Below are 24289 nucleotides of genomic sequence, written 5' to 3' on the forward strand. Positions count from 1 at the left end.
TGGTATTGTACAATAATTTTAAATGGGAAACTGAAAGAATATCGTGCATGACGCTGTCGGACATCGCTGCGGGACTGGAGGTGACCGCAAGCCAGCGCGAGCGCGGCACGCGGGGCGTTGCGGTCGCCGACGACACGGACGTGCCGCTCGTCGACCGCCTTGCGGACCACGCGGACGCGCTCCCGGACACTCCCGAAGCGGTCGCAACGCTCGTCGACGCCTACACCGCAGGGACGAGCGTGGACGAGGCCGCCGGCGAGGCTGGCGTCGCGCCGATGACGGCCGCGAAGGCGCTGCATCGCTGTGGGGTCGACGGCGTCTGCCCACTTCCGCCAGCCCGACGGAGCATCGTCCGCGACTGGCTCGACGGTCAGTGTTCGCGTAGCGAGGCGCTTGCGCTCGCCGGCGGCGATTCGGCGGAGTTCGCACTCGCGACGTACGTCGAGACTCACGATCCGATTCCGGAGGCTGTCGCCGCCGTCGACGCCGCGCTCGCAGGATCCGCCCCGATCGACGGCAACGCGAGCGGTCGGAGGGGTGGGGGTGGGGGTGGGGGCGGAGGTAGCGACGCGGATGTCGCACCGCTCGGCGACGCGCTCGGCACGCCGGACGACCTGCGGTAGCGCCGTTTTTGGCGAGCGAACGGACGGACGCCGACCCCCCGAGTCGACCGGATGCTTCCAGCTCCGCGAACGGCACACCCACCTCTGCCTCGAACAGCGTTCCGCCGGCGTGGAGCCGGCGTAGCGCCGGGATAGTGCCGGGATAGCGCCGTCGCCGTCCGGATCCGCTCCCGCAGTACCCGGACGGGCGCCGGCGCCCGTCCGGTCAACCGTTTCGGCCACGTCGCTGCCTCGGCCACGGAGCCGCCGAAGGCCGCGCGGGCGCGGACGAGCAAGGTGCTGTCGAGGGCGTTCGCGTCCGTCTCCATCCCGCTCAGCCGAGAGGTGGCCGCATCGAGCGCGGCGGCGAGCGCAGCGCCGAAAAGCGGGGACGCGGGAGGGAAACCGTCGTCAGCCCGCGATCCGCTCGGCGATATCGTCGAGTTCGCCGTCCGAGAGGTCCGGGGCGGCACCCGCCACGGCGTGGATCGGCGAGCCGCCGTCGCCCTCGAATCGGGGGATGATGTGGACGTGGACGTGCGGGACCTCCTGACCCGCCGCCTCGCCGTCGTTGATCCCGACGTTGGCGGCGTCCGCGTCGACCACGTCCTGCACGCGCGGCGTGAGGTCGCCGACCGCCTCGAACAGCGCCGCGGATGCCTCGGCGTCGAGATCCCCGACGTGCTGGGCGTGCCCCTTCGGGATCACGAGGGTGTGCCCCGCCGCGAGCGGGTTGGCGTCGAGAAACGCCAGTACGTCGTCGGTCTCGTGAACGGTCCGCGCCGGGATGTCGCCGGCGACGATCGCACAGAAGATGCAGTCCTCGGACATACGCGAGCAGTCGGCGGCGCGCCCTATCAAGGTTACCCGCTCGAAGCGCGACTCGATACGAAGAACGGGCGACTGCACCCTCCCAACTACCCCACGATGGCGCGCCCGGCGAGCGCCTTATAAGGCGCGAGCCGGAGCGCGAGGGAGGCGGGAGCGCGCCGGCGTGGCGGTGCGGTCCGCCGGCGCGCTCTCCGCCGAGGCTGGGGAGGCGTGAGGTGCGGTTGCGGTGCTGTGCGGGGTTGGTTGGGACTCAAAGGGGCAGCCAGCTCCGGGAAGACGGGTGACGCAAGCACCGCAGCGGGCGGTGCTGAGAGCGAGGAGCGCAGCGAACCCCTCGACCGGAGCTGGCTGGGGCTTTGGAGGTGTTCGCCGTCGTGCTCACCGTATTAACCGCTCAAACCGCCTATAAGACGCAACAAAAACCGACAACTCGCCCGTACACGCTGCCAACGCCCACTCCACCGGTCACGTATTACGAGTCCGGGAACGGCACGTCGAGGCGCTCGCCGTCGCCGGGGATGAAACACTCGCCGTCGAACTCCTCACGAGCATCACGCGCGATCGGAGAGGCGTCGCCGGCGTAGCGCGAGGAGATGTGGACGAGCGCCAGACGCTCCGCGCCGGCGCGCGCCGCGATGCTCCCGGCCTCTCGACCGGTGGAGTGCGCGGTGTCACGGGCGCGGTCCGCCATGTCGTCCGCAAAGGTGGCGTCGTGGACGAGGAGGTCGGCGCCCTCCGCAACGGCGACGGTGTGCTCGCGCGGCCGGGTGTCGGCGGTGTACACCAGCTTCCGACCGGGGCGGGCGGGGCCGACGACCTGGTCGGGGTCGATCACGGTGCCGTCCTCCAGTTCGACCGGCTCGCCGCGGTGAAGCTTGCCGAACTTGGGGCCGACGGGAATGCCGAGCTCCTCGGCTTTCGGGCGGTCGAACCGTCCGGGGCGGTCGTCCTCCTCAAGGACGTAGCCCTGCGAGCGGGTGCGGTGTTCCGTCTCGAACGCGCAAACCTCGTAGTCGTCGCCGTCGAGCGCGACCTCGCCGGGGGCGACCACGTCGAACTCGACGTGGAAGTCCGGGTCGTGACCCACCGCGTGGACCAGGTCGTGGAGGTCCTCACGGGTGTTGGGCGGACAGTGGATGGTCAGCGGCTCCTCGCGGCCGTTGAAGTCGAACGTCTGGATCAGCCCCGGAATGCCGAGGACGTGGTCGCCGTGAGTGTGCGAGACGAACAGGTGGTCGACGGCAAAGCCGGTGCCGAACCGCATCATCTGGCGTTGGGTGCCCTCCCCGCAGTCGAACAGCAGGGTGTCGCCCTCCCGGTTGACGAACAGGGCGCTCGGCGCGCGCTCGGTCGTCGGCACGGCGCCGCCCGTCCCGAGGAAGGTGACTCGAAGGGACATGGTCGGTGATGCGAGCGGCGCTTTTAAACCGGTGTCGGAACGGCGGGCGGCGGTGGCTGCCGCCGCCGACACGCCTCCAACCACTTCCATCCAGAGTCGGCCGCGGATTTAACACCCGTCACGAGTATCGTGCGCTATGGTCTCTCTCCCCAAAGGGGCCCGAGAATCCCCCGCAGAGGTGCTGGTCGTGGTGGGGCTCGCGGTCGCGTTCGTCGCCGGTGCGGCCGGCTGGTCGACGGCCGCCGGCGTGGCGTTCGCCGCCGGTCTCGGCGGTGCGCTCGTCGTCTCAGTGTTGTGGCCGGACGGGTTCGCGAAATCGGACGAGCCCGAAACGACCGAGGAGGCGCTGGAGACGGTTCGCTGGCGGTACGCCAGTGGCGAGATCGACGAGTCCGAGTTCGAGCGCCGGCTGGAGGCGCTTCTGGAGACGGAAGCCGTCGAGGACGCAAGCGAGTACGTCGCACGGGATGTACCACCCGGCGGCGAGGAGACGGGACTCACAAGCGAGCAGGAGACGACACGCGAAACGCAACGCGAGACGAGCCACGAGAGAGGGTAACGCTTTCGTCCGTCGGCAGTCTCCCTCCACACATGCCCGGTCCCCTCCGCACCGCCGCCTGGAACCTCCGTCACCGCTGGCGCCGGATCTTCGCGCTGGCGGTTATCGGCGCCGGCGTCGCCGCCCCGTTCGTGACGGATCTCTGGTGGACGCTGCCGCTGGTGTGGTTCCTCGGCCTGTTCGTCCTCCTTCCCATTTTCCACACCCTCGCAAAGCCGGTTCCCGAGCCGGAGCCCGACCAGGAGGTCGACCCCGCGCTCGACGCGCTCCGCGAGCGCTACGCCACCGGCGAGATCGACGAGGCGGAGTTCGAGCGGAAACTCGACCGACTGCTCGACACCGAGGACGCGGAGACCGGCGACCGAAGCGAGGAGGACGTGGCCGCCCGCATCCGCAATAACGTGCAACGAGAGGTCGAGCGCGTGCGGGAGCGGTGAGCCGACAAGCGCAACGGCTGCCCGCCGACAAGCGCAACGACTGCCCGCCACCTACTCCGCGGCGTCGATGTCGTCTTCCTCGTACGCCTCGGCGTACTTCGCCATCACGTCCGCATACCCCCGTTTTGCAGTCTCGAACGTCTCCCGCAGGTCGGCGATCGGCGTCTCCGTCGCGTCGACGCGCAGGTCGTTGTAGTAGGGGTCCGAGCGGTCTCCCTCCTCGGTGTTGACCACCTTCAGCGCCGCCGACTGGACGGACAGGTCCTCGCGTTTGTCGCCGCCGGCTTCGTGGCCCGCGGCGAGCGCGTCGATCAGGCGCTCGGCAAGCGGCGCGTCGCCGTGGGCGTCCGACTCGTAGGCCGCGGCGGTGTCCGCAACCACGTCCTCACCCGTGAGCAGATTGCCGGCGACGGTGTAGTTCTCGCCGACCTCGTGGCCGAACCAGTCTTTGCACTCCTCGCCCGAGAACGCGAAGGTGCCGTCGGCGTCGACGCCGTGAAGCTGGCGCTGCTCGCGCCCGTCGTCCGCGTTGAGCAGCGCCTCCAGCGCGTCCTCGACGGCGAGCCCGTCGGCGAGATACTCCAGCCCCTTCCGCCCGAGTTCGACGTTGACGAGCGACTGCGTCGCCACCGCCCCGTCTGCGGAGGCGAACGGACAGAGCGTTCCCACCCCCGGCAGTCGGGTGGTGACGGCGACGCCGTACCGCGTCTGTCGGTCGCCGCCCTCGTCGGTGTACCCCTCGCGAACGCAGATGCTGAACGTCATACGCGTCGATGGGCGCCGGCGCAAAAAGGCGGTTGTGGTCGCGGAAGGGTGGTCCACAAGCGGGTCCTCGGAAATCCTGCATGTCGGCTGCGTCTGACGTAAGAACTAATGTCCGAACGCCGGTCATGGTGTGTATGGGCATTATGAGCAAGATCCTCGGCGGGGGCGGTAACCGGTCGGTCGACGACTACGTCGAACTCGACCTCGACGACTTCGCAGAGGCTCGCGCGGACACGGGAATGCAAGTACACATCGCGGAGATCGGCGACAAAGGCGACATCATCCCGATCAAGGACGCCGTCTACGACGGCGACTTCGTCATCGCCGACATCACCCGCCATTCCACGTCGGACCGGACGGTTGAGCACATCATCGACGAGCTGCGGCAGGTCGCCCAGGAGGTCGACGGCGACATCGTCCAGAAGGGCGACGACCAGATCGTGCTCGCCCCCACGGGCGTCTCGATTTCGCGAAAGAAGCTCTCGTAGGCGACGGTCGCACCCGTCGCGGCATCGTGACGCCGGCGACCGGACTGCGGATCCGCCGGCGGCCACACCGCCGATCCGAACCGTGCGTTATATGCCGTTCTCACGCCCACGTTTCCACGAATGGACGAGCCGGTCCTGCTAACGGGCGCCGGCGGACGGGTGGGACAGGCCATCCTCCGCGGCATCGGCGACGATTACGACTGGCGGCTGCTCGACCGTGAGCCGCTGCCGGCGTCGAAACTCCCGCCGGAGACGACGGAAGCCGACTGCTACGTGGCGGACGTCTCCGACCCTGATGACGTTCGCGAGGCGATGACGGGCGTCGGCGCCGTCATCCACCTCGCCGGCGACCCCCGGAAGACGGCCCCGTGGGACTCCGTGCTCCGGAACAACATCGACGGCACGCAGGTCGTGATGCGCGCCGCCGTCGACGCCGGCGTCGAGAAGCTCGCGTTCGCCTCCTCGAACCACGCCGTCGGCCACTACGAGACCGACCGAAAGCCGGACCTCTACCGGGAGGACGACGACTTCCGGCTGGACGGCACCGAACTTCCCCGCCCCGGCAACCTCTACGGCGTCTCGAAGGCGACCGGCGAGTTCCTCGGTCGCTTCCACCACGACGAACACGACCTGAGCGTCGTCTGCGTCCGGATCGGCAACCTCACGAAGGACCACCCGCCCCGCGAGTACGAGCGCGGGCAGGCGATGTGGCTCTCCCATCGCGACTGCGCCCACCTGTTCGACCGGTGTCTCCAGGCCGACTACGGCTTCGAGATCGTCTACGGGATCTCCGACAACGACCGGAAGTACTACGACTTGGAGCGCGCCCGAGAGGTGCTGGGCTACGACCCGCAGGACAACTCCGCACACTTCACCTTCGACGGCGAGCTCAAACCGGAGTTCGCCGACGACGGCACGTAGCGCATACGACCCCTCAAAAGAGCCCGTCCACGTCCTCGCGCTTTCGCTGCTTTCGTTCCACCCGATCCGCCAGCCGTGCGGCCACCTGCGGGCGCGCGCCCGGCGCCTCACACAGCGCGAACAGGAGTTCCGTGAAGTCGGTGCGACCCGTCCCGCGCTCCTCGCGTGCGAACTCGGCCGCCAGCGTGACCGTCTCCGCGTCGACGTCGCCAAGCGTCTCCTCTCCCAGCGCCTCCGCAAGCGCCGGCGCCGCAAGCAACACGCCCTCGAAGTCGAGGTCCGCGAACTCCACCACGGATCCCGCTACGCGAAGCGTCGGCGGCGACGCGCGCTCGACGACCTCCGGATCGGCCGCGATCCGCCGGACCCACTCGCGAACCGGTCGAAGCGCCAGCCCTCGATGCTCCGAGCCGAGGTCCGCGAGGTAGTCCTCCGCGCCCGTCGCACAGCCAACCGCGCCGGACCAGTTGCGCTCGTGGGCGTGGTGTGTGGCGGCCGCAAACTGCACCAGCCCGTGGAGCAGCCGCTCGTCGGGACCCGATTCGAGGGGGAGCCACGCCGCCTCCCACGGCTCGTGGGCCGCGAGGACGAAGCCGGCGTTGTGCAGCGCCGCCCCCGCCCGGAGCCCGGCGTCGACCGGCGGCGCGTCGTGGTGGTCGAAGTCGTCACGGTCGTCGCTCATAGCCGAATGTGGGAGCGGTGGCGGCTTAAAAAGAGGGCTCGCGGCGCTCGCCGTTTTGTGTTTCCGAAAACGTCCTGACGGAGATTTGAACTCCGGTCCCTGGCTCCGCAAGCCAAGAGGATAGTCCACTACCCTACCAGGACTCAATTACACGTATCCGGGAGATACTTAAGACGGTTACGGTCCGACGCCACCGTGTCGGGTGGTCCCACAGCGCGGCGGAGGTGCGTGGCGAGCTCCCGCCGGCGAGCGCTTCCACGCGCACATCGCCGGCGGACGCCCCGGCGGTCGACGCCGCGGCCGCCGATCACGGGACTACCGAGATCGACGCGGGCTCCGCTCGCGTGCGCCGTTTCGAGATTCGAGACGTTGAACAAAGACCCACTTGTCCCTACGGAACGCCTATCCGGGCTCCCGGCGTATCGGAGACCATGAACCGCCGAACGCTGCTGGCCGCTGCAGGCACGATGGGCACCGTTGCGGTCGCCGGCTGCGTTGGTGACGGCGGGGACGCCGGGGATGGAGACGGTGACGACGCGAACGGAGGGGATCAAGAGAACGACGAAACCGGCGGCACCTTCGAGGACGGTCAGGACGGCGAGGATGCGGCCGCGTCCGCCGACTCGGAGGCCGCCGAGATCATCGAGGACCCCGAGCTCGTCGACACCGAACTGGTGACCGTCGACACCGACGACGACACGAGCGACGCCACGGTGTCGTTCGGCGAGGACGTCGTCTACGTTGAGGGGACGGTCGTCGGCGAGACGGGCTGTCACGCCGTCGAACTGGCCAAGACCGAGGTGAACGGCGACGGGAGTCTGGAGGTCGTGGTCGCCGCCGTCGACGACGCCGACCCCGAAGAGATGTGCACGCAGGCGCTCACGCCGCTCGGCTACGTCGTCGAGGCCACGTTCGACGACGGCATCCCCGGCGAGGTGACCGTCGTCCACGACGACACCGACGGTCGGGACACCGTCGCGCGCGAGAGCCTGGACGACTGACGCCAACCCTTTTGAGGGAAGCCGGGACCAAACCCACCATGCTCGGGTCATCCCGTTCAGATCTGCAACATCCCCCGCGCTCCCAACCGACGGGGCGCACGCCGGCACGGTACCCGCCGACGCCGGCCGACCGCTCGCGCCCGTCGGCCGTTTCATCCGAATTGCCAAAATCGACCGACAGAGGCCCGAGAGTCCGCCAAGGACAACGCTTAACCGCGGGCTCACTAACTCTAAAAGCATATCCATGGGAGTGATCGAGGACGTCTACGAGGACCTCGACACCGACGTCGAATTCGAGGAGTTCGAGGCGGCGGTGGAGGACAAAGTCGAGCAGATGGGCGGGCTTGCGGACGACGAGACCGCAGCGATGCTCATCGCCCACGAGCTCAAAGACGAGGAGGCCGACACCATCTCGGACATCGAGCCCGGCATGAACGAGGTGAAGTTCATGGGGAAGGTCACCTCCATCGGCGAGGTGCGCACCTTCGAGCGCGACGACGCCGACGGCGAGGACGAGGACGCCGAAGGCCGCGTCTGCAACGTCGACGTGACCGACGAGTCCGGCTCCGTCCGCGTCGCCCTCTGGGACGAGATGGCGGTCGGCGCCGAGGAGGAGCTGGAGGTCGGCGACGTGCTCCGCGTCATGGGCCGCCCCAAGGAGGGTTTTAGCGGCCTCGAAGTGAGCGCCAACAAGGTCGAGGTCGACGACGACGCCGAGATCGACGTGCAGATCCTCGACACCTACCGCGTCGAGGACCTCTCGATCGGCGCCTCCGACGTGGACCTCGTCGGGCAGGTGCTCGACACCGACACCATCCGCACCTTCTCGCGTGACGACGGCTCGGAGGGACGGGTTGCGAACCTCACGCTCGGCGACGAGACGGGTCGCGTCCGGGTGACCCTCTGGGACGGAAAGGCGGACCTCGCCGAGGAGTTCGAGCCCGGCGAGGTCGTCGAGGTGGGCGACGGCTACGTCCGGGAGCGCGACGGCGACCTCGAACTCCACGTCGGGGACCGCGGCACCGTCGAGCGCGTCGACGACGACGTGGAGTACGTCCCCGAGACGACCGACATCGCCGACCTGGAGATCGACGAGACGGTCGACATCGCCGGCGGCGTCATCGAGACCGACCCCAAACGCACCTTCGACCGCGACGACGGCTCGGAGGGGCAGGTTCGGAACGTCCGCATCAAAGACGACACCGGCGAGATCCGCGTCGCCCTCTGGGGCGATAAAGCCGACGCGGAGATCGAGCTCGCCGACCACGTCGTCTTCACCGACGTGGAGATACAGGACGGCTGGCAGGACGACCTCGAAGCCTCCGCCGGCTGGCGCTCGACCGTCTCCGTGCTCGACGGCGACGCGTCTTCGAGCGGTTCCGCGGGTGGTGCCGACGCCGGCTCCACCAGCGACTCCAGCACTACCGACGGCGAGAGTGCCGGTTTGGGGGCGTTCGGCGACGACGAAGCCGACGGAACCGACTCGGGAAGCGCTGCTGCTACAAGTGACGCCGGCACCGGCAGTGCCGGTGGCGCGGCGGCCGCCACAGCTGATCCCGAGACCGTGGAGTTCACAGGCACCGTCGTACAGGTCGGCGAGCCAGTCGTGCTCGACGACGGCCAGCAGACGAAAAGCGTCGAGACGGACGCCAAACTCCGCCTCGGCGAGGAAGTGACCGTCCGTGGCCCCGAGCGCGACGGCACCGTTCACGCCGAGGACGTGTTCTGAACGGGTGAGCGAGACCCTCACATTCGCACTCCCTGATCGCGGCCTCGACATCCGGTCTCACTCTCTCGTTTTGGCCAACATCCGAAAACGGCTGAGCGTCGGCGACGGGTGCGCTCGCCGGTGGAAACGACGCTAACGGAAAGCGTTATACGGCGGACGAACCCGTGTGTGTGTATGAGTGTCGAGTTGCCGTTCGCGCCGGTGGACCAGATCATCCGGCGGAACGCCGGCGAGCTCCGCGTGAGCGCCGACGCGGCCGAGGAGTTGGCGCGACGGATTCAGGACCACGGCGCCGAGCTGGCCATCGACGCGGCCGAACGAGCGACCGAGGACGGACGCAAGACGCTGATGGCGTCCGATTTCGGCGTCGAACAAGTCGTCGCGCGCGAGGACCTCACGCTCCCCGTCGCGCCCGTCGACCGCATCGCGCGGCTTCGGATCGACGACCGCTACCGGGTCGGGATGGACGCCCGCATCGCGCTCGCAGACGTGTTGGAGGACTACGCCGACAACGTGGCGAGCGCGGCGGCGAAGCTCGCCCGCCACGCCGACCGACGCACCGTACAGGCGGAGGACATCGAGACGTACTTCGCGCTGTTCGAGTAGATGCGGTTCGGCTACAGCGAGCGGTGTCTCGCACACGACACGGGAGAGCGCCATCCCGAAACGGCCGACCGCCTTCGGGCGATCCGCCGCGGGCTCGCGAAGCGCCACGGCGTCGAGTACGCCGACGCACCGCCGGCAAGCCGTGCCGCCGTCGAGGCGGTCCACGACGACGACTACGTCGCGGAGCTGGAGTCGTTCTGTGCGGACGGCGGCGGTAACTGGGACCCCGACACCGTCGCCTGCGAGGCAACGTGGGACGCCGCGCTCTCCGCCGCCGGCCTCGCACAGTGGGCCGCATCGGGGGCGCTCGACGGGGACAACGGTCGATCCACCCGGTTTGCGCTGGGACGACCGCCGGGCCACCACGCGGTCCCGGACGACGCCATGGGATTCTGCTTTTTCAACAACGCCGCGGTGGCGGCACAGACCGTTCTCGACGACGGGCTCGCCGACCGCGTGGCGATCTTCGACTGGGACGTCCACCACGGCAACGGCACACAGGACATCTTCTACGAGCGGAGCGACGTGTTCTACGCGTCGGTTCACGAAGACGGACTCTATCCCGGCACCGGCGAGCTCGCCGAGACGGGGGCGGGTGACGGCGACCTGTCCACGCTGAACGCGCCGCTGTCGGCGGGCGCCGGCGATGCGGACTTCTGTCACGTCATCGACGAGGCGCTCGGCCCCGCACTCGACCGGTTCGACCCCGACCTCGTGATCGTCTCGGCCGGCTTCGACGCCCACCGTCACGACCCAATCTCCCGAATGCGAGTCTCCTCGGAGGGGTACGCGCTGATGGCCGACCGCGTGCGGACCATCGCCGACCGTTCGGACGCCGGCGTCGCGTACGTGCTGGAAGGAGGATACGGCCTCGACACCCTCTCGGAGGGCGTCGGGATGGTCCACGAGACGTACGACGGCCGGTCCCCAATCGATCCCGACGACGAGCCCGACGAGGCCACCGTCGAGCTCGTCGCCGAGCTCCGCGAGCTGCTCGAATTATAAGAGCGGCGTCCCGGGTGGGAGACTCCCAAACCCCTCGCTCGGCGCTTCAGGGATGCGGTTCGTAGAACTCCCGAAGTCCGCTGCCAAACTCGTCCGCGAGCGTCGTCACCGCCTCGCCGACGAGCACTTCACGGTTCTCGAACGCGCGTTCGAGATGCGCGCCGAGCGCGACCCCACCGGCGGCATCGCTACGGAGAAACTGGGCCGCGGACGTGAATTCGCGCTCGCGCTCGACCACGTAACGGTCCTCGTCGATGAACGGCCCGTACGTGTCGGGGTCGACATCGTCGGCGTATGACTCGTAAAACCCCTCGGCATGGCTCCGCACCGCGACCGGCGGCCCGACGTGGCGCTCGACGCGGGGGCGCTCCGCGACCGACAGCTCGGCGAACAGAACGGCACGGTCAGGTGCGCGCGCCCGGTCGCTGAGCACGGCGGCAGGGTCGTTTGCCTCCGGAGTTTCCTCGCTCGCCATCGCCGCCGCGCGCAACACGTCGAATCCGCGGTCGTGCAGCCCGCCGACGACGCCATCCAGCGACCGGCGAAGCTGCGGCCAGAGCTGGTCTTCCACGAGATCCGGCGCGTCGAAGACGACCGCGACGGGAGTCGTCCCCCGGCGCTCGATGTGGTCACGAACCCCTGCGGCGTCGAGCGGCTCCGGCGCCGTCGGGAAGAAGAGCTCCTCGCGGGGGTCAGCGAGGAGATCGCGGGCGTAGTGCTGGAACCGCGCGAGGTTCTCCGCGGAGAGCACGGCGGCGACGTTGCGGTTCGGGTCCGTGGGGTCGACGACGACCAGCGGGTCCTCGAACGTCGTCGCCGCGTGGTTCTCGGGGTCGAACTCAACCGGCGGGTGCCAGCTCCGCACGGACTCCACGAGCGGGAGGAAGCCCCCGAGCTCGACAACGAGCAGCTCGGTGAGATACCCCGAGAACCCCTCCGTCCGGAGGTCGCTCCCGTACGCGCCGATCCCCTTCAGGAAACGCTTGGCGAGCACCACGTCGCTCGCGAGGTCGTCGTCCAGCCGCTCCGTGAGGTAGGCGTCGTGAAACGGCGTGCGGTCGACGGCCGACTGGATGTCGCCTGCGGTCTCGACCGCATAGCAGGGAACCAGATCCACGTCGAACCCGTCGTGAGTGCCTTTCACGTACGGGTGCTCGGCGTACTCCTCGTGACCCTCCGGGAGCACAGCGTGGCCCACCTCCAGCCCGTACGTCTCCAGCTGTTCGCGGTCCAGATCCGGCGGGAACCGCACGAACAGGTCGATGTCGCGGTCTCCCGCCACCCACGTCCCCCGGGCCGTCGAGCCGACTTGCACCACGTCGGCCTCGACCGGCAGGTCCGCGATCGCCGCCTGCGCGCGCTCGACGAGCGCCGCGGCGGTCTCGCGCAGCCGCTCGCGCTCGTCGGCGTCCGGCGTCACGCGCTCGCGGACGCGGTCCAGCACCGCCGCCAGCTCGGCGTCGTCGTCGGCGTCGCCGTCGCGTTCGGTCATGGCCGGCCTTCTCCCGGTTCGGCCGAAAGCGTGTCGGTCGTGTGAACCACCGCCACGCAGTCGGGTGGAAACGAAAGCCCTATCAAAACAACGCGAATACGGTAGAGTGAGCCGAAGTAGCTCAGTTGGTAGAGCGCCTCGCTGTTAACGAGGCGGTCCCAGGTTCGAGTCCTGGCTTCGGCGCCTCCTTTCCACATAATATTAAGTCCAATAGCAGTGTAATCGGATCGCATGGGTGAATTCTACGGGAACCAGCACGTCGAGCCCGACCGGGATTCGTACGAGGAGCTGGTCGAAAACATCCGCGCTCTGGCGGCCGAGCTCGGTGAAGCGCCAACTACCGAGGACGCAGCGAACGACGATCGGTTTCCCGCCCTATCAACGATATATCGGATTATTGAGGATAGCTGGTCACAGGCGCTTCTTGATGCGGGTATCGAACCGGCCTCGGATCAGGTGTCACCGTACGATGAGGACGATAGACGCGAAATCCTTGAAGATATTAGACGTGCTGCAGCGGAAACGGAAGGTGACACCCTGACCACCCGTGGATATGACGAGATCGGTGAATTCTGGAGTGGGTCGATCAAGAGTCACTTTGGTTCGTGGTCAACAGCTTGTGCACTTGCCGATGTGGTTCCCGGATCGAAATATGGTGAGCAGTGTACCGGTCCACGAGGGAATGCGCTAGATAGCTATCACGAACTCCGTGCAGCAAGGGTCCTCCACGATCAGAACGTGTCGTACGAGGCTCATCCACCCGTGGACGGGTCGGACTGGATTGCTGATTTTTATATTCCCTGCGAAGACTTATGGATCGAGATCGACGGATTTCGTGACGGACAGAGGCCAAATGAGCGATCGTTCGCCAACAAGCTCGCGTACTATGCTGAAAACGATATGCAGCATCTCGTCATTGGCAGCGACGAGTCGATTCCGGTGGTACTCGACGAACACATCGCCAACGTTGACTCCGCCTCCCTCGATGTCAACCCGACATGCTAAAGTCCGGCTGGTCTGTCAGTTCGGGTGTGGGCCTTTAGCTTAGTCTGGTCAGAGCGCCCTGCTCATAACGGGGTGATCGCCGGTTCGAATCCGGCAAGGCCCATTTCTCGCGGTGACGCTTCGTTTTCGTCCCCACGTTCACCGGTGCTCGATCAGCTCCACGCGCGTGCCGGCAGGGTCGAGCAGAAACGCGATCCGCAGGTCACCGAACGTCGTCGGCTCCATCACGAACGGCACGTCGTCGGCGACGAGCTCGGCGTGTGCGGCGTCGACGTCGTCGACGACGAAGCCGTAGTGCAGGAACCCCGTGGGGAGCTCGTCGACGAGCCCGGCGGCCTCGTAGGGGGCTTGATCGAAGAGGTAGACTCGTTTGTCGGCGACGGAGAGTGCGGCGTGTTCGACGGCGGTCGCCCCCTCCCCGTCCGAGGCGTGGCCCCGTTCGAGGAGTTCGGCGTCGAAGTGACGCCGGTAGAACGCGCAGGCGTCGTCAACGTCCGGGACCTTCACCGCGACGTGGAAGAACGACTCCGGTATCATGAGAGTCTGTCATACGCGACGGGGCAAAAAGCCGGGCGGTCGATCAGCCGCTCACCCGGAGCCTCGACGCATCCTCCACTCCTTCACTCGCTTCGCAGGATCAGCACGCCGGCGAGCACCGCCGCGACCAGTGGGAGGACGGCGAGCACGGAGAACAGCAGCGTGAGCCCGCCGTAGGTGACCGCCACGCCGGCGAGAGACGCGCCGGCGGCACCGATGCCGAACACGCCGAGGTAGGTGTAGCCGAACGAGAGGCCGTGTGCGTCGGCGTCGGCGTACTTGCCGATGAGCGCCTGGTGGACCGGCGCCTCCATGTAGACGAAGAAGCCGAGCGCGGCACAGACCGCGAGGGTCGCACCAAGCCCGTAGCCGACGGCGACCGGGAACAGCAGAGAGACGCCGACGAGGACGACGAGCACGCCGAGGATCGTGCGCTCGGGGTTCCAGTAGTCGCTCACGCGGCCGCCGACGTACTGGCCGACCCCGCCGATCATCAACAGGCCGGCGTAGGCGTACTGGCTCGGCTCGAACGTCTCGCCGGCGAAGACGACGGGCTCGAAGACGGGGAGGCCGGCGAGCACGTCCGGCAGGAAGGTGAACACGCCCCGGTAGTACGTCCCGGCGAGCATCGCGACGAGGAACACGAGGACGAACGGCCCGACGAACAGGGCGCGCGAACGGCTGAGGAAGGCCCGAAGCTCGCTCGGCGCGCTGGGGCCGACCGCCTCGTCTTTCTCGATCCCCTCTTCTTCACCTTCGTTCTCCGCCTCGACGGCCGCGTGCTCGTCGAAGTCGAGCCCGTACGCGGCGAGGACGGCGACCGCTGCGGGGAGCGCGAACGTGGCGGCCACCGTCCGCCAGTCGAGGAACGTGAGGAGCACGGCGGCGACGAACGGGCCGATCGCCGTCCCGACGTTGCCGGCGAGTCCGTGGTACGCGAGCACCGTTCCACGCTGCTCGGCGCCCCGGGTGATGAGCGAGAGACCGGCCGGATGGTAGATGCTCGCGGCGGCGCCCCAGAGCACGAGTGCGAGCGCGAGGAAGGGGAGCGTCGGCGCCACGCTCACGAGGAGGAAGCCGGCACCCATGCCGACCATCGAGGCGACGACGAGCCGGCGGGACCCGATCCGGTCGGCGACGACACCACTGGGGAGCGCGCCGATGCCGATGAGCCCGTAGCCGACTGCGAGCACCGCACCGAGCACGGTGGCGGACACGTCGAACTCGCCCAGCCAGACCACGACGAACAGCGGCAGCGTGAGCTCGTAGAGGTGGAAGGTCGCGTGCCCGATCATGGTGAACCGCGAGATCGAGCGGTCGTTCGCGTTCACGACCCTACGACGGCTCAGCGGCGGGATAGTCGTACCGGATGTTGCAATCCGGAACGCCGGCCGAGGTCGACGATATCCCGTCGCCCAGCCGCCTCGTCGCGTTGCCGGCGCTCGCGGACGATCGCGTGCCGTCCGCACACGACCGCGACAGCTATTGGACCCCTGCCCGTCTACACCCACCCGTGAACGACGAGGGACTCCTCGGGTCGCTGTCGCTGGTCGGCCTGGTGAGCCTCTGTTGTCTCGGGTTGGGCGGGCTGGCGGCGGGCGCCGCGCTCGCCGGCGGGGGCGCGGGAACGACCGTGCTGGCGACGGGAGCGACCGACGCGCGCGGGGCAGTCGTCTCCGCACTCGTCACGTTTCTGACGGTCGTTGTGGTCGCCCTGTTTGCGCGGTGGCGACTCGGGTAGGGCGCCGTCCAACGCCGCGTCGACCGACTCAGGCGTTCGAGGGGCCGCCGGGCGTCTCCTCGGGGGCGACGATAAGCCCGTGGATCTCGAAGCGGGCGCCGCCCTCGGTCCCTTCGGTCACGCTGATCGTCCAGTCGTGAGCGTCGGCGACGCCGTCGACGATGGCGAGTCCGAGCCCGAGACCACCTCCGCGACCGGTGGAGAAGCCGGTCTCGAAGATGGCGTCGCGGTGATCCTCGGGGATCCCCGGGCCGTCGTCCTCGACGTAGAAGCCGGAGCCGTCATCGAGGGGGCCAATGCGGACGGCCACGTCGTGGCCGCCGTGCTCCACGGCGTTGCGGAGCAGGTTCTCGAACAGGAGGCGGACGCGTTTCGGGTCCGCACGGAAGACGAGGTCGTCGGCGACCGACAGCGTCGCGTTCCGGGTGTTGACGTGGTCCCAGCAGTCACGGGCCAAAGAGGCCAGCGAGAGCGTCTGGAGCTCGCTTTCGATCACGTCGTGCCCCTGGCGGGCGATGGTGAGCGCGTCCTCGATCAGCTCCTGCATCCGGTCGAGCGACCGGGCGACGATGGCGAGGTCGGAGTCGCCATCGAGGCGGTCGCGGGCGAGATCGAGACGCCCCTGGGCGACGTTGAGCGGGTTACGAAGGTCGTGAGAGACGGCGTCCGCGAAGCCGTCGAGTCGTTCGAGCCGGATGTCGGCACGGTGCGACTGGAGCTCGCTTTCGATGGTCCGGGCGACGAGCTCGGCGAACACCGTCTCCGCCGATGAGAAAGGCTGGTCACGGGCGTCAGCAGAGACGAAACAGACCGTTCCGTACAGTTCGCCATCGACGTGAACCGTCGACCCGTGGTAGCAGTCGAGCCCATGCACCTCGTAGGCGGGGTCGTCGGCCCACCCCTGCGCTTTCGCGTCGTGGAGCGCGAGGGGGCCGTCGGACTCGATGGTGCGTCGGCAGTACGAGAGCCCGAGGCTCAACACGTCGCCCGGGGGATATCGGCCGCTTGGTGGGTCAGTGCTGGCGACGTTCTTCCAGAAGTCGCTGGCGGGGTCGATCCGGGTGAGGTGCCCGTTCTCGACGCCGAGGTGCTTTTTCCCGACCGCGAGCACCGCCGTCGCGGTCTCCTCGAACGTGTCGCCGGACTCCGCCGCCTCGTACACTTCCCGGCAGGCGGCTGCGGCGTCGAACTCGGCTGGGGACATCGGATGACCGCACCCACGAAACGAAGCCCCCTAACGTTATGGTGCGCTCGCCGTCAGTTCACGCTCCGTCAGTCGGAGCGTCGCGCTCGGCGCGCTCGTCGTCGGCGTCATCCCCAGCGCCCCCCTCCCGTCCGGCATCGCGGCGCACCCACTCGCGCAGGGTGAACCGGTCGTGGGCCGTCTCGGCGACGACGGTCCACTCGTCCTCGTCGAAGTCGGGGAAGGAGGAGTCCCCCTCGTAGCTGCCGTGAACGTGGCTGAGGACCAGTCGGTCGACCTCGGGCTGAAACAGCTCGTAGATGGTCCCGCCGCCGAGTACGTAGGCGGTCCCCTCCTCCCCGACGAGCTCGCGGGCGGCGTCGATCGCCTCCTCGACCGAGGAGACGACCGTGACCGTCGACTCGGAGTACGACGCGCGGCTCCGGCTCACGACGAGCTGGTGGGAGCCGGGAAGGTCGTCGCGCATCGACTCGAACGTGCGCCGACCGAGTATCACGGGATGGCCGGCGACCCGTTCGCGATACTGGCGTTTGTCGGCCGGGATGGAAGGCCACGGAAGCTCACCCTCGCGGCCGATGAGGCCGTTTTCGTCGACCGCCGCGACGCTGACCAGGTGCATCGTCCGGGTTTCGAGCCGGGAGCACAAAACGCTGTCCTCGTCCGGCGGATGTGCGCCGAGCTCGACGACCGACCGCGGCCGGGGCCGGGGAGCGGCCTTCCGAAGACCACCTACCCCCTCCCGTTGCCTTTATGTCGCTTGGCGACGGACATGATACCATGAAAGAGCGACTCACTCGCGCACTCGGTCGTGCTCGCTACGCAGCTATTGGCGGCGCAGTCGGCGGCTTCGCCGGCGGCCTGATCAACCGGAACTTCGCCAGCACGGGCGCGGGTGTCGGCGCGCTCGTCGGCGCCGTCGTGGGTGAAAAGCGCACCGACGTGGACTCGCTGCTCGACGAGCTGCTCGCGGACCGCGCGGTCGAGGACGCGGACGCCGAGTAGTTCCGCGTTCCCACCGATCAGGGAGCTCCCGCCGCGATAACCACGTTTTCTCGCCGCTCCATCCACCACAGCCCCGCCGCCGGCAGGACGGCGACGACGGCGACGTAGATCAGCCCACCCGCCCGGGGGTCGTCTCCTGCGGCTCGAAGTCGGCTCGTGCCCGGTTAAAAGCGGTCGCGAAGCTCGCCGCGAAGGTCGTCGAGGTCCATGTCCTTCATCGCGAGCAGCACGAGCAGGTGGTAGACGAGGTCCGCGCTCTCGTAGGCCAGCTCCTCGCGGTCGTCGTCTTTCGCCGCGAGGATCGTCTCCGTCGTCTCCTCGCCGAGCTTCTCCAGGACGGCGTTTTCGCCCTTCTCGTGAGTGAACAGCGAGGCGGTGTAGGAGTCCTCCGGGAGGTCGCGCTTGCGCGCCTCGATGGTGGCGAACAGCTCGTCGAGGACAGGGTCGTCGGTCGGCGTGTCAGTCTCGGAGCGCTCCTCTCGCTCGTCGCTCATACCTGCACCTCGCTGTCGGGGAAGAAGGCGAGGTCGTGGATCCGCGGATCGTCGGTGAGCTCGGGGTGGAACGCGGTGGCGACGATGGGGCCGTCACGCACCATCACGACGCGGTCGTCGACGGTCGCGAGCGTCTCGACGTCCTCGCCCACGTCGTCGACGGCGGGCGCGCGGATGAAGACGGCGTGGAACGGCTCGTCGAGTCCCGTGATCGAGAGTTGGGTCTCGAACGACTCGCGCTGGCGGCCGAAGGCGTTGCGGTCGACGGTGGCGTCGAGCACGCCGAGCGCGTCGACGCGGTCGTCCTTGGGGTCGCGCGAGCAGACGATCAGCCCGGCACAGGTCGCGAGCACGGGCTTGCCCGCGGCGACGTGCTCGCGGACCTCGTCGTCGATCCCCTCACGGCGGACCAGCCGCGAGATGGTCGTCGACTCCCCGCCCGGCATCAGAAGTACGTCGCAGTCGGGGACGATCCCGGAGTCACGGATCTCGACGACCTCGGCTTCCTCGCCGTGGGCGGCGGCCGCCCGACGCACCGCGTCGGCGTGCTCGGCCACGTCCCCCTGAACGGCGATGACGCCTGCTTTCATGTGCCGGAGTCCGGCGGCGACGGGCAAAAAGGCCCCGAGACGCGGCGGGGATGGCGGAGGATGGGGAAAACGACGGGGACGACGACCGCGAGCGCTGCGGCTCGGCGGGAGAGAACAACGGGAAACTCCGGGACCGTTACGCGACGGTCAGCGAGAGGATCTGGACGAAGACGCCGAAGAGGAGACAGAAGGCGACGACCGTCTTCGGGTCCATCGAGATCGCGTTGCGGTCCTCGGCGTCGAAGTAGCGGACGAGTCCCGCACTGGACATCAGTCCGCCGGAGTTGGAGCCACTCATGGGTCTACCTGCGTCGTCCGTCGGCGTAAACGTTTCGCTCGAAACCCGCCGGTACGCCGGCGCACGCCGCCGTCACCCGTCGCCGTCGTGCACGGGCGACGCGTCGGTGGGAAACCCTTATGCGCGGCCCGGCGTTACCTCACGCCGCACAATGACCGTTCGACTTCTGGACTTCTACGCCGACTGGTGTGGCCCGTGTAAGACCCAAGACCCGATCCTGGAGGAGGTTCAGGAGGATCTGGGCGAGGCCTTCGAGCTGCAGAAGGTGAACGTCGACGAGGAGCAGGACGTCGCCAACGAGTATCAGGTTCGCTCGCTGCCGACGCTCATCGTGGAGAACGACGAGGGCGTCGTCGACCGCTTCGTCGGCGTCACACAGAAGGACGACATCACGGCGGCGCTGCAGGAAGCCGGCGCGTAGACGGCGCCCGCTCGCGGCTCGCCCGTTCCTCGTCGGCCCGCGCTCGGCGCATACACCGTCGATTGCCCGACAACATCGGGCTCCGCCGCGTCTCGCAACCTTTTACAGCACCGGGCCGTTGCGTATCCGTATGGCTAGCTTCGACGCCGCGGAACGCCGCAACCTCGACAAGCAGATCTGCATGCGATGTAACGCCCGCAACGCGCCCGGCGCCGACCAGTGCCGGAAGTGCGGCTACGGCAACCTCCGACCCAAAGCGAAGGAACGCCGCGCTGTCTAATCGGACGCACGTTCCTTCCGACAGCATCGCCCCGCGAGCGATGGCTGTGGCCGTTCTCTCGGTCCTTTTTCAGCCTCGCAAAGACGCTGCTATTCGGCGATCAGTCGGCGATCAGTCGACGGACCCCGCGCCAGTCACTCGTCAGGGTACTTGGGCTCGCGGCGCTCGGCGCGCGCCGTCGCCCGCTCCAGCACGGCTCGCAGCGACTCGTCGCCCTCCCGCTCGTCGTACACGTCGCCGTGACCCGGGTACATCGCGCGCGTCGAGTCGGGCAGTCGCTCCAACAGCGTATGGAGGCTCTCGATGAGGCGCTCGCGCGACTGGCCCGCCATGTCCGTGCGCCCGAACGAGCCGTCCGAGAAGGCGCCGTCGTTGTACACTACCACGTCGCCGCTGTAGAGGCGGTCGGGACCGAGCAGCGACACGTGGTCGGCGGCGTGGCCCGGCGTGTAGACGACCTCGCAGGGCTCGTCGCCGACCAGGATCTCGTCGCCGTCACGCAGCGCCACGTCCCGACGGGGGTGGTCGCCGTACGCGTACAGCTCCGCATCGAACCGGTCGAGCACGGCGTCGAGCTCGCCGACGTGGTCGCCGTGCTGGTGAGTGAGCACCACGCGGTCGAGGTCGTCGACGTGCTCGGCGACGGCGTCCGCGACGCCCGGCATCGTGCCGGCGTCGACGAGCGTCGTCGCCTCCCCCTCCACGAGGTAGACGTTGCAGGTGAACTCCTCGGCGTCGGCCGTGAGGTTGGTCGGCTCCATGGACGCGTTTCGAGCGCCGGCGTTGAAAAGGGACCGATCACGGGACGGCAACCGGCGTCAGTCGGCGCGTCTCCGGGGGAACGGCGGGGTGAGGCTCCGGGAGAACTGTCACATAACGGATGTGCCCGCGGGTTTTATCAGTCACGATCTATAACGGTTACTCGTACATGGGCTTTGGAAGCTACGACGAATCCGAACAGGAGAACCAGGACCTGGATGCGGATTTCGAGGACGACGACGGCGTTCGCGCGGCACAGGAGACCCACCACGGATCCGTCGAGTACGAACCCGGCGCTTCCAACGACGAGCTGCTCGACCGGCTGCAGGACATCAAATCCGAGGAGCAGTAGGTGAAGTCGGGGAGCCGGACGCTCGGCGTCGCCTTCTCGGACGGCGACGAGACGAGCCGGCTCGCAGGCGCAGTCGTCCGCGCCGACGGCACCCTCGACGGGATGGGGTTCGAGGCGTGCACCGTCGGCGGCACGGACGCGACGAACGCGACGATCCGTCTTTTTGAACGGCTGGAACGCGAGGACGTTCAGCACGTGCTGTGTGCCGGCGTCGCGCCGGCGTGGTTCAACCTGCTCGATCTCCACCGGATCCGCGAGGCGGTCGAGCGCCCGACGCTCGCCGTGAGCTACGAAGCTAGCGACGGGTTGGCGCCGGCGCTGCGTGACGCCTTCGAGGGGGACACACTCGTCGACCGGCTGACGACGTACCGGTCGTTGCCTCCGCGACGACGTGTTCGGCTCGACGGCGGGTGCGGCGCCGCCGACTCGGCTGCCGATGACGAGCGACCGCTCTACGTGCGCGCGGTCGGGATGGACGACGAGCGCGCCGCCGAGCTCGTGCGGACGCTAACACACGAGGGGTTTCGTCGCCCGGAACCCGTTCGCGTCGCCCGGATCGCCGCCGGCGCGCACCGTGCGGCGGTTGAACGGGCGGAAGTGTGTGATCATTGGTGACGCGTAGCGGAAAGATTGAAGTAGTGGTGTGCCATACCATGGCACGCATGTCTAGCGCACCCAGCACGAACGACGAGTTGTTCGACGAGTTCCTCTCGGAACGCGGCCACGAGACGGAGATCGTACGCTGGGAGCGATCCTATAACAAGCTTCAGTGCCCGGAGTGTGCCGCACTCCATGACGAGGGGGCCACCGCCTGTACCGTCTGTGACTGGCGGCCCACCTAATCCGAAGACGGCGGCGCTGCTCCACGGCGACGTTTCTTTTTCGCGCACCGGATGGCGTTACATCTATGGTAGATGAATCTGTAACGCCGAGTATGCCCACCTGCCAGAACTGTGAGGCGTTCGTGACGGCGGATTACGTCCGCGTCTTCACCCCCAACGACGTGGATCGACCACGAGTGTGTCCCGCCTGCGAGGACCTCGTTCGCGACGGCGCCGACGTGCGCGAGGCGCGGGCGACGCGCGGCAACTGACTGCAAGGCCGATCGCGTCGAAGCCCTCCCCATTACGGCACTCGTCGACGCGACTCCCGCGACCCCCGCGACTCCGAGGTACCTCCGTCGAGAGCCACGCCGTTTAAGATGGACCGGAGCGTTTCTCTCATAATGAGCCAGCCCACCGTGACCCGCCTGTTCGGCGGGCCCGGGAGCGGGAAGACGACCGCCCTCCTCGACCGGGTCGAGACGATCATCGAGGAGGAGGACGCCGACGTCCGCGACATCCTCGTCGTCTCCTACACCCGTGCCGCCGCCGCCGAGATCCGCGAGCGTCTCGCGGAGCGACTCGACATCTCCCCCCGAAGCCTCCAGGGGAACGTCTGTACCATGCACGCGAAGGCGTACGAGCTGCTCGACCTCTCGCGTGGCGACGTGGTCGGTGAAAGCGACAAGGAGGCGTTCTGTGAGAGCTTCGGCATCGAGTTCGAGGACCAGTACGGCGGCGCCGGCCGCCGGACGGCGCGCTCGACGACCATCGGCAACAAGATCATCGCCACCTCCCAGTGGCTCCAGCGCACGGAGCGTGACGTGTCCGACTGGTACGACGTACCGTTCCAGTGGAACGTCGAGGAGGTTCGGCTTCCGCCGGACGAGGACCCCAACGCCCAAGAGGGGAACAAGTACACGCCGACGTGGCCCGCGGACGACGAGCGCATCGACGTTCCCGAGGCGATCCGCGGCTGGCGCTCGTACAAAGGCGACGAGGGGCTCGTCGGCTTCGCGGACATGCTCGAACGGGTCGCCCAGCGCTCGCTGGTCCCCAACGTCGACTACCTGATCATCGACGAGTTTCAGGACATTACAACGCTGCAGTACAACGTCTTCGACGAGTGGCGCCCGCACATGCGGAAGGTGCTGATCGCCGGCGACGACGACCAGGTCGTCTACGCGTGGCAGGGCGCCGACCCCGACCTCCTGCTCGACACCGACGTGGACGAGGACGTGGTGTTGCCCAACTCCTACCGACTCCCCTCGAACATCCTCAACGTCGTCAACGCGGAGATCCGCCACATCGACAAACGCCAGGAGAAGGACCTCCATCCCCGCAAGGAGGGCGGCGCCGTCGAGGCGATCGAGGCCCCGTCGATGCTCGAGTTGGTCCGCAACGTCCGGTACACCGTCGACGACGACGAGGGGACGGTGATGTGCCTCTTCCGAGCTCGCTACCAGATGTTCGACTTCATCGACGAGTTCATCGACCACGGGATCCCCTTCACCATGCTGACTGACGGTCGAATGTGGACCGACCGGCTCCAGCAGTACGTCAGCGCCGTCGAGAAGATGGAAAACGAGGAGGACCTCAACGCGCTGGAGGCCCGCCGGCTCGCCGACATGCTCCAGTCGTCGGCGTTCGGCACGAACGAGCGCGACGAGTTCTACGACTTCCTCGACGAGCGCGAGGAGGTCGCGGAGGTCGAGGACGCCACCGACGTCCGCGTCACCCACGACGAGGTGAAGGACTTCGTCCCGTTCATGCCCGACACCGCCAGCGCCGACGACATGGTGCGGAAGGTGACCAGCTTCCAGCGGAAGTCGGTCGGCGCCTACTTCGCCGGCGACTACAAGGGGATGGACCCGACCCGCGTCCGCGTTGGCACCATCCACTCCGCGAAGGGTCGCGAGGCCGACCACGTGTTCGTCTCCACGGACCTCACGGAGAAGGTCGTCGAGCAGATGGCCGCCTCCGTGCCCGACCCGACCGACGTGGACGGCGTCGACGAGTTCACCAAGTCGACGAGCCCCGTTCCCGTCCTCACTGACAACGAGCGCCGCGTCTTCTACGTCGGCATGTCCCGCGCCCGCGAGCGCCTCGTCCTGATGGAGAGTCTGATCAACGGGGCGCCGACCCTGCCGATCAGCGTCCTGCTGTTCAACGAGATCCGTGATGAGCCGCCAAACGAGCTGATCGACGAGGTGCAGGAGAACCTCGCCGTCCCCGAACCCGAGCTGTGACCGGGGAGGGCGACGACGC

Annotated in this window: 32 protein-coding genes and 3 tRNA genes; 21 read left to right on the forward strand and 14 right to left on the reverse strand. The window is 68.1% G+C overall.

Annotated features, from left to right (window positions below; genetic code table 11):
- Positions 1 to 47 precede the first annotated feature (47 nt).
- Entirely contained in the window at positions 48 to 623 is a 576-nt protein-coding gene (locus ACYQ07_RS08470) for a DUF7858 family protein (RefSeq protein WP_459879871.1), read from the forward strand.
- 390 nt (positions 624 to 1013) lie between these two features.
- Here ACYQ07_RS08470 and ACYQ07_RS08475 read toward each other — a convergent pair whose 3' ends face one another.
- Both ACYQ07_RS08475 and rnz read right to left on the reverse strand, forming a co-directional pair.
- The gene (locus ACYQ07_RS08475) at positions 1014 to 1433 is read right to left on the reverse strand and encodes an HIT family protein (protein WP_459879874.1); all 420 of its coding nucleotides are present in this window, start codon (positions 1431 to 1433) and stop codon (positions 1014 to 1016) included.
- 472 nt (positions 1434 to 1905) lie between these two features.
- Positions 1906 to 2832, reverse strand: a complete 927-nt coding sequence (gene rnz, locus ACYQ07_RS08480) for a ribonuclease Z (protein ID WP_459879877.1) — start codon at positions 2830 to 2832, stop codon at positions 1906 to 1908.
- 136 nt (positions 2833 to 2968) lie between these two features.
- Between rnz and ACYQ07_RS08485 the strand changes: the two genes are divergently transcribed.
- Positions 2969 to 3391 carry an SHOCT domain-containing protein gene (locus ACYQ07_RS08485; protein WP_459879880.1) on the forward strand — a complete coding sequence of 141 codons (423 nt, stop codon included), beginning with the start codon at positions 2969 to 2971 and terminating at the stop codon, positions 3389 to 3391.
- Between the two features lie 32 nt (positions 3392 to 3423).
- Positions 3424 to 3828 carry an SHOCT domain-containing protein gene (locus tag ACYQ07_RS08490; RefSeq protein ID WP_459879882.1) on the forward strand — a complete coding sequence of 135 codons (405 nt, stop codon included), beginning with the start codon at positions 3424 to 3426 and terminating at the stop codon, positions 3826 to 3828.
- A gap of 51 nt (positions 3829 to 3879) precedes the next feature.
- Here the strand turns inward: ACYQ07_RS08490 and ACYQ07_RS08495 are convergent, their stop codons facing one another.
- Positions 3880 to 4593: a DUF1028 domain-containing protein gene (locus ACYQ07_RS08495; protein WP_459879885.1), complete on the reverse strand. Its 714-nt coding sequence runs from the start codon at positions 4591 to 4593 to the stop codon at positions 3880 to 3882.
- A 134-nt stretch (positions 4594 to 4727) separates the two neighbouring features.
- On the opposite strand from ACYQ07_RS08495, the gene ACYQ07_RS08500 reads away from it, so the two are divergent.
- On the forward strand, positions 4728 to 5081 hold the full coding sequence (locus tag ACYQ07_RS08500; protein WP_459879889.1) for a cell division protein SepF: 354 nt from the start codon (positions 4728 to 4730) through the stop codon (positions 5079 to 5081).
- Positions 5082 to 5201: 120 nt separating this feature from the next.
- Positions 5202 to 6002 (forward strand): NAD-dependent glucose-6-phosphate dehydrogenase Azf, encoded by an 801-nt coding sequence (azf, locus tag ACYQ07_RS08505; RefSeq protein WP_459879892.1) that lies wholly within the window; start codon positions 5202 to 5204, stop codon positions 6000 to 6002.
- A gap of 13 nt (positions 6003 to 6015) precedes the next feature.
- On the opposite strand, the gene ACYQ07_RS08510 is transcribed toward azf, so the two are convergent.
- Both ACYQ07_RS08510 and ACYQ07_RS08515 read right to left on the reverse strand, forming a co-directional pair.
- Entirely contained in the window at positions 6016 to 6684 is a 669-nt protein-coding gene (locus ACYQ07_RS08510; protein ID WP_459879895.1) for a DUF309 domain-containing protein, read from the reverse strand.
- Between the two features lie 70 nt (positions 6685 to 6754).
- A tRNA-Arg gene (locus ACYQ07_RS08515) sits at positions 6755 to 6827 on the reverse strand.
- Positions 6828 to 7115: 288 nt separating this feature from the next.
- On the opposite strand from ACYQ07_RS08515, the gene ACYQ07_RS08520 reads away from it, so the two are divergent.
- From ACYQ07_RS08520 to ACYQ07_RS08535, 4 genes are all read left to right on the forward strand, one after another.
- Entirely contained in the window at positions 7116 to 7685 is a 570-nt protein-coding gene (locus tag ACYQ07_RS08520; protein ID WP_459879897.1) for a hypothetical protein, read from the forward strand.
- A gap of 244 nt (positions 7686 to 7929) precedes the next feature.
- Complete coding sequence (locus tag ACYQ07_RS08525) at positions 7930 to 9414, forward strand: single-stranded DNA binding protein (protein ID WP_459879900.1); 1485 nt, start codon at positions 7930 to 7932, stop codon at positions 9412 to 9414.
- Positions 9415 to 9588: 174 nt separating this feature from the next.
- The gene (locus tag ACYQ07_RS08530; protein ID WP_459879903.1) at positions 9589 to 10020 is read left to right on the forward strand and encodes a histone; all 432 of its coding nucleotides are present in this window, start codon (positions 9589 to 9591) and stop codon (positions 10018 to 10020) included.
- Positions 10021 to 11025: a histone deacetylase family protein gene (locus ACYQ07_RS08535; protein WP_459879906.1), complete on the forward strand. Its 1005-nt coding sequence runs from the start codon at positions 10021 to 10023 to the stop codon at positions 11023 to 11025.
- 46 nt (positions 11026 to 11071) lie between these two features.
- Here the strand turns inward: ACYQ07_RS08535 and cca are convergent, their stop codons facing one another.
- Positions 11072 to 12517, reverse strand: a complete 1446-nt coding sequence (gene cca, locus ACYQ07_RS08540) for a CCA tRNA nucleotidyltransferase (protein WP_459879909.1) — start codon at positions 12515 to 12517, stop codon at positions 11072 to 11074.
- Between the two features lie 110 nt (positions 12518 to 12627).
- On the opposite strand from cca, the gene ACYQ07_RS08545 reads away from it, so the two are divergent.
- The 3 genes from ACYQ07_RS08545 (at position 12628) to ACYQ07_RS08555 (ending at position 13625) form a co-directional block, all read left to right on the forward strand.
- A tRNA-Asn gene (locus ACYQ07_RS08545) sits at positions 12628 to 12700 on the forward strand.
- 48 nt (positions 12701 to 12748) lie between these two features.
- Positions 12749 to 13522 (forward strand): homing endonuclease associated repeat-containing protein, encoded by a 774-nt coding sequence (locus ACYQ07_RS08550; protein ID WP_459879912.1) that lies wholly within the window; start codon positions 12749 to 12751, stop codon positions 13520 to 13522.
- Between the two features lie 28 nt (positions 13523 to 13550).
- Positions 13551 to 13625, forward strand: a tRNA-Ile gene (locus ACYQ07_RS08555).
- A gap of 35 nt (positions 13626 to 13660) precedes the next feature.
- Here the strand turns inward: ACYQ07_RS08555 and ACYQ07_RS08560 are convergent.
- Together ACYQ07_RS08560 and ACYQ07_RS08565 are read right to left on the reverse strand one after the other, a co-directional pair.
- A complete protein-coding gene (locus tag ACYQ07_RS08560) occupies positions 13661 to 14059 on the reverse strand; it encodes a VOC family protein (protein WP_459879915.1) in 399 nt (132 codons plus the stop codon).
- Positions 14060 to 14142: 83 nt separating this feature from the next.
- Positions 14143 to 15390 carry an MFS transporter gene (locus ACYQ07_RS08565; protein ID WP_459879917.1) on the reverse strand — a complete coding sequence of 416 codons (1248 nt, stop codon included), beginning with the start codon at positions 15388 to 15390 and terminating at the stop codon, positions 14143 to 14145.
- A gap of 182 nt (positions 15391 to 15572) precedes the next feature.
- Between ACYQ07_RS08565 and ACYQ07_RS08570 the strand changes: the two genes are divergently transcribed.
- Positions 15573 to 15800, forward strand: a complete 228-nt coding sequence (locus tag ACYQ07_RS08570; protein ID WP_459879920.1) for a hypothetical protein — start codon at positions 15573 to 15575, stop codon at positions 15798 to 15800.
- A 28-nt stretch (positions 15801 to 15828) separates the two neighbouring features.
- Here the strand turns inward: ACYQ07_RS08570 and ACYQ07_RS08575 are convergent, their stop codons facing one another.
- On the reverse strand, positions 15829 to 17004 hold the full coding sequence (locus ACYQ07_RS08575) for a sensor histidine kinase (RefSeq protein WP_459879923.1): 1176 nt from the start codon (positions 17002 to 17004) through the stop codon (positions 15829 to 15831).
- Between the two features lie 58 nt (positions 17005 to 17062).
- Positions 17063 to 17623 carry a dihydrofolate reductase gene (locus ACYQ07_RS08580; protein ID WP_459879926.1) on the reverse strand — a complete coding sequence of 187 codons (561 nt, stop codon included), beginning with the start codon at positions 17621 to 17623 and terminating at the stop codon, positions 17063 to 17065.
- A gap of 158 nt (positions 17624 to 17781) precedes the next feature.
- Between ACYQ07_RS08580 and ACYQ07_RS08585 the strand changes: the two genes are divergently transcribed.
- The gene (locus tag ACYQ07_RS08585) at positions 17782 to 18006 is read left to right on the forward strand and encodes a glycine zipper 2TM domain-containing protein (protein WP_459879929.1); all 225 of its coding nucleotides are present in this window, start codon (positions 17782 to 17784) and stop codon (positions 18004 to 18006) included.
- Between the two features lie 164 nt (positions 18007 to 18170).
- On the opposite strand, the gene hisE is transcribed toward ACYQ07_RS08585, so the two are convergent.
- The 3 genes from hisE to ACYQ07_RS08600 form a co-directional block, all read right to left on the reverse strand.
- Complete coding sequence (gene hisE, locus ACYQ07_RS08590; RefSeq protein WP_459879932.1) at positions 18171 to 18500, reverse strand: phosphoribosyl-ATP diphosphatase; 330 nt, start codon at positions 18498 to 18500, stop codon at positions 18171 to 18173.
- A complete protein-coding gene (gene pdxT / locus ACYQ07_RS08595; RefSeq protein WP_459879935.1) occupies positions 18497 to 19090 on the reverse strand; it encodes a pyridoxal 5'-phosphate synthase glutaminase subunit PdxT in 594 nt (197 codons plus the stop codon). Before pdxT ends, hisE begins: the two co-directional genes overlap by 4 nt.
- 136 nt (positions 19091 to 19226) lie before the next feature.
- The gene (locus ACYQ07_RS08600) at positions 19227 to 19388 is read right to left on the reverse strand and encodes a preprotein translocase subunit Sec61beta (protein ID WP_459879938.1); all 162 of its coding nucleotides are present in this window, start codon (positions 19386 to 19388) and stop codon (positions 19227 to 19229) included.
- Between the two features lie 151 nt (positions 19389 to 19539).
- On the opposite strand from ACYQ07_RS08600, the gene trxA reads away from it, so the two are divergent.
- Together trxA and ACYQ07_RS08610 are read left to right on the forward strand one after the other, a co-directional pair.
- A complete protein-coding gene (gene trxA, locus ACYQ07_RS08605) occupies positions 19540 to 19809 on the forward strand; it encodes a thioredoxin (protein WP_459879942.1) in 270 nt (89 codons plus the stop codon).
- A 130-nt stretch (positions 19810 to 19939) separates the two neighbouring features.
- On the forward strand, positions 19940 to 20089 hold the full coding sequence (locus ACYQ07_RS08610; RefSeq protein WP_459879945.1) for a 50S ribosomal protein L40e: 150 nt from the start codon (positions 19940 to 19942) through the stop codon (positions 20087 to 20089).
- A gap of 134 nt (positions 20090 to 20223) precedes the next feature.
- Here ACYQ07_RS08610 and ACYQ07_RS08615 read toward each other — a convergent pair whose 3' ends face one another.
- Positions 20224 to 20850, reverse strand: coding sequence for an MBL fold metallo-hydrolase (locus tag ACYQ07_RS08615; protein WP_459879948.1), 627 nt, complete (start codon positions 20848 to 20850; stop codon positions 20224 to 20226).
- Between the two features lie 167 nt (positions 20851 to 21017).
- Here ACYQ07_RS08615 and ACYQ07_RS08620 point away from each other — a divergent pair, with 167 nt between their 5' ends.
- The 5 genes from ACYQ07_RS08620 to ACYQ07_RS08640 all read left to right on the forward strand — a co-directional run bounded on the left by ACYQ07_RS08620 (position 21018) and on the right by ACYQ07_RS08640 (position 24270).
- Complete coding sequence (locus ACYQ07_RS08620) at positions 21018 to 21200, forward strand: DUF5786 family protein (protein WP_459879951.1); 183 nt, start codon at positions 21018 to 21020, stop codon at positions 21198 to 21200.
- Positions 21201 to 21815: an endonuclease dU gene (locus tag ACYQ07_RS08625; protein WP_459879953.1), complete on the forward strand. Its 615-nt coding sequence runs from the start codon at positions 21201 to 21203 to the stop codon at positions 21813 to 21815. It abuts the gene before it with no gap.
- A 47-nt stretch (positions 21816 to 21862) separates the two neighbouring features.
- Positions 21863 to 22042, forward strand: coding sequence for an HVO_0416 family zinc finger protein (locus ACYQ07_RS08630; protein WP_459879956.1), 180 nt, complete (start codon positions 21863 to 21865; stop codon positions 22040 to 22042).
- Positions 22043 to 22134: 92 nt separating this feature from the next.
- Positions 22135 to 22293, forward strand: a complete 159-nt coding sequence (locus tag ACYQ07_RS08635; RefSeq protein WP_459879967.1) for a DUF7563 family protein — start codon at positions 22135 to 22137, stop codon at positions 22291 to 22293.
- Between the two features lie 132 nt (positions 22294 to 22425).
- Positions 22426 to 24270: a UvrD-helicase domain-containing protein gene (locus ACYQ07_RS08640; RefSeq protein ID WP_459879970.1), complete on the forward strand. Its 1845-nt coding sequence runs from the start codon at positions 22426 to 22428 to the stop codon at positions 24268 to 24270.
- Positions 24271 to 24289: the final 19 nt, after the last annotated feature.

The sequence above is a fragment of the Halorubrum gandharaense genome, assembly GCF_054654575.1.